The sequence below is a fragment of the Butyricicoccus sp. genome, assembly GCF_050872565.1.
Taxonomy (GTDB): Bacteria; Bacillota; Clostridia; order Oscillospirales; family Butyricicoccaceae; genus Butyricicoccus_A.
In genome coordinates this window covers 1-3,656 of record NZ_JBNMHC010000225.1, presented here as the reverse complement: position 1 = coordinate 3,656, position 3,656 = coordinate 1, and the positions used below count along the sequence as shown (strand labels likewise).

The 3,656-nt window shown below is 48.1% G+C and carries 4 protein-coding genes and 1 riboswitch; all 4 genes read right to left on the bottom strand.

Annotation, left to right across the window (positions count from 1 at the left end; all coding sequences use genetic code 11):
- Window positions 1-528 (bottom strand): pyruvate formate lyase family protein (locus tag ACR0P9_RS09070; protein WP_432619391.1); only part of this gene is annotated, 528 nt, incomplete at its 3' end.
- Window positions 529-615: 87 nt separating this feature from the next.
- Window positions 616-695, bottom strand: a riboswitch (ZMP/ZTP riboswitch).
- Between the two features lie 185 nt (window positions 696-880).
- Window positions 881-2,176: a phosphopyruvate hydratase gene (gene eno, locus ACR0P9_RS09065; protein WP_432619389.1), complete on the bottom strand. Its 1,296-nt coding sequence runs from the start codon at window positions 2,174-2,176 to the stop codon at window positions 881-883.
- A gap of 242 nt (window positions 2,177-2,418) precedes the next feature.
- Window positions 2,419-2,592: a DUF4250 domain-containing protein gene (locus ACR0P9_RS09060; protein WP_432619387.1), complete on the bottom strand. Its 174-nt coding sequence runs from the start codon at window positions 2,590-2,592 to the stop codon at window positions 2,419-2,421.
- The coding region (ppk1, locus tag ACR0P9_RS09055; RefSeq protein ID WP_432619385.1) for a polyphosphate kinase 1 at window positions 2,589-3,656 on the bottom strand (1,068 nt) is incomplete at its 5' end. The genes ppk1 and ACR0P9_RS09060, both read right to left, overlap by 4 nt.

Sequence of the window (3,656 nt, the reverse complement as noted above, 5' to 3'; positions counted from 1 at the left end):
GATACGGCCGCGGCCGTAAGTATCCGGCAGGCCAGTCACGATATGGGTGTGACGTGCCTTTTTCATCTCCGGTGTATATGCCTCAAACACTGCCTGATTATGCGTGCGGCAGTACTTGGTAAAGATTTCATGCAGCTTTTCGGACGGCTGGTAGCCATACGTTGTGCAAGCCTGCTCTGCCATCTTAATGCCGCCATACGGCATAAATGCGCGCTTGAGCGGCTTGTCGGTCTGCAAGCCGACGATCTGCTCCAAATCCTTCAAATTTTCATCAATATATCCAGGGCCATATGCAGTCAGGCTGGAAACAATTTCTGTTTCCATATCGAGCACGCCATCCTTTGCGCGTTCCTGCTTTTGCAGCTTCTGCAAAGCACCCCACAGCTTATCAGTTGCTTCCGTCGAGTCTGCCAAAAAAGACTCATCGCCGTCATACGGCTGATAGTTCTTCTGAATGAAGTCTCTTACGTTGACTTCTTCCTTCCAAATACGTCCTTCAAAACCTTCCCACTGTTCAAAATCAACCATGGTCGTTTCTCCTTTTCAGTCAGATATATGTTTTGTAATCCGGAAAGATACGAATTTTTGGTATAAAAAATCCGCCCTTCCAAGCGTAAACAATGCCCAGACGGTCGGCAAAACAGCGATTCATACTCCCATGTGGTGATCCACTTCCGTCAGTTGTATGAACACTATTATCATAACGGTGTATGCAAAAAATGTCAAGACCTATTCTGAAACATTTTATAACAACACCGAAAATCTGAGCCATTCTTTATTAGTTATAGTTAATATTTTTAGACAAGAGATGCTTCGCCGCTCATCGAGCAGCGAAGCACACGTTATCCCATATGCTGCAAAAGTCAGCATGTTCTGACTTTTATCTCTTGTCGTTAAAAGCACCCATTCCCGGATAAACAGCGCTGGCACCCAGTTCTTCCTCAATGCGAAGCAGCTGATTGTACTTTGCCACGCGCTCGGTGCGGCTCGGTGCACCGGTCTTGATCTGGCAGGTATTCAGGGCAACTGCCAAATCGGCAATGGTTGTATCTTCCGTCTCACCGGAACGATGAGAGGAAATTGCGGTATAGCCAGCCTTATGCGCCATCTTGATGGCTTCCAGTGTCTCGGATACCGAGCCAATCTGGTTGAGCTTAATCAGAATGGAATTGCCGCAGCCGTTGTCAATGCCCTTCTTGAGTCGCTCAGTATTGGTGACAAACAAGTCATCGCCAACCAGCTGTACCTTATCGCCAAGCTCCTTGGTGAGCAGCTTCCAGCCGTCCCAGTCTTCCTCATCCAGTGCATCCTCAATGGAAATAATCGGGTACTTTTCTACCAGCTGCTTCCAATGCTCAATCAGGCCTTCCGACGTGAACTTGGTGCCAGCCTTCGGCAGGACATATTCGCCCTTCTTCTCGCCCTTCCACTCAGAAGAAGCTGCATCCATCGCCAGCATAAAGTCCTTGCCTGGTACATAACCGGCCTTCTCTACTGCCTTGAGAATATACTGGATTGCTTCCTCATCGCTGGCAAGATCCGGTGCAAAACCACCTTCATCGCCGACAGAAGTTGCAAGTCCCTCTGCCTTGAGCAGAGCAGCCAGAGCGTGGAATACCTCGGCGCACATGCGCAGTGCTTCCTTGAAGCTCGGTGCGCCGACCGGCATAATCATAAACTCCTGTACATCGACAGTATTGGCTGCATGAGCACCGCCGTTAAGAATATTCATCATCGGTACCGGCAAACGATTGCCGGAAATGCCGCCGAGGAAACGATACAGCGGAAGCTCCAGGGCAATGGATGCTGCACGTGCTGCCGCAATAGATACTGCGAGAATCGCATTGGCGCCCAGCTTGGACTTATCTTTGGTGCCGTCTGCCTGAATCATAGCCGCATCTACGGCGTAAATATCCGAAGCATCCATGCCGACCAGTGCTTCCTGAATCGGTCCATTGATGTTAGCGACCGCCTTAGTCACGCCCTTGCCCAAATATCTGTTCTTATCTCCATCGCGCAGCTCCAGTGCTTCAAATTCGCCTGTCGATGCGCCGCTCGGTGCAGCACCTCTGCCAATCACGCCGCCTGCCAGAACGACTTCCGCCTCTACCGTCGGATTGCCGCGAGAGTCCATAATTTCTCGACCCATTACCTTTTCAATCGTCAAATAACTCATCACTTGGTGTCTCCTTTCACCATCCGTCTTTGATATATGTGTAGTTACTATCTTTTTGCTGGAACACAAGATACCGGGATTTTCCGGCGTATCTAATTAGCTTTCGCTAACCGTGTTCAGTATATCAGATATTTTAGTTTTGTCAAGATTGATTCGTTTTATTCTCGTAAAATTTTGCGCAAAAATGCCAGCATGAATGACATGCTGGCATTTTTCTGGTGTGTTTTCTTGTCTTTTCTGTATTATACGAATTGATTGCGATGGCAATCATAGGCATAATCCATTCCGGCTAGCTTATGTTCAATCTCATGCTGGTCAAGATCAAGATCTTGGCACAGCTGCTCCAACGAACCGTATTGGTCGCGCAGCTTGGTGTTGACATAGCTCAATAAAATCACTGGATCCTGTGGAATCATTCATTTTCCTCCTCTTTTTCCGGCTCCTCGCGGTTAATTGCCTGATACGCTTCCTCATAGAGAGCTTCCTGCGCATCCAGCTTGGTCTCACCGAGTGTCCGGTCAATATATTCTCGATCCTTGGTCTGCATCTTGCCCTTTGCATCATCCGCCAGAACGGTATCAAAGATATGGCAAATCTGCTTTTTGATCTGCGGATCATAAATCGGTGCGGCAACTTCTACACGCCGCAAGGTATTACGCGTCATGAAGTCCGCAGACGAAATGTATACTTTTTCTTCCTCGCCTACGCCGAAACGATAAATACGCGAGTGCTCCAAAAATCGACCGACAACACTGATAACGGTAATGTTCTCCGTCAGCTCCGGCACACCCGGTACCAAGCAGCAAATGCCTCGAACAATCAGCTCAATCTTGACACCCGCCTGTGAAGCGTCAATCAGCTTTTCAATAATATCTTTATCTGTCAGCGAATTCAACTTCACACCGATATAAGACGGACGACCATGCTTTGCCTTTTCGATTTCGTCATCAATCAAATCGAGCACTTTATTTTGCAGACAATGCGGCGCAACCATCAAATGCTCCACATGCGACACGGTTTCTCCCATCAGCAGGGAACGGAATACCTTATCAACATCTGCGCCGATGTCTCGGTTTGCCGTCAGCAGCGACAGATCGGTATACAGACGCGCGGTCTTTTCATTGTAATTGCCCGTGCCAATCTGTGTGATATACTGGAAGCTGTTTTCTTTTTTCCGTACAATCTGACATAGCTTGCAGTGCACCTTATATTTTCCAAGACCGTAAATAATATGGCATCCTGCTTCTTCCAGTCTGCGAGACATCTCGATATTATTTGCTTCATCAAATCGCGCACGCAGCTCAACCATGACAATGACTTCTCGACCATTTTCTGCCGCTTCAACCAGTGCATCAATGATTTTACTCTGATCTGCTACACGGTACAGCGTCATGCGAATGCTGACCACAGAAGGATCCTCTGCCGCTTCATGCAGCATACGCAAAAATGGCTTCATGCTCTCATATGGATACGAAAGCAG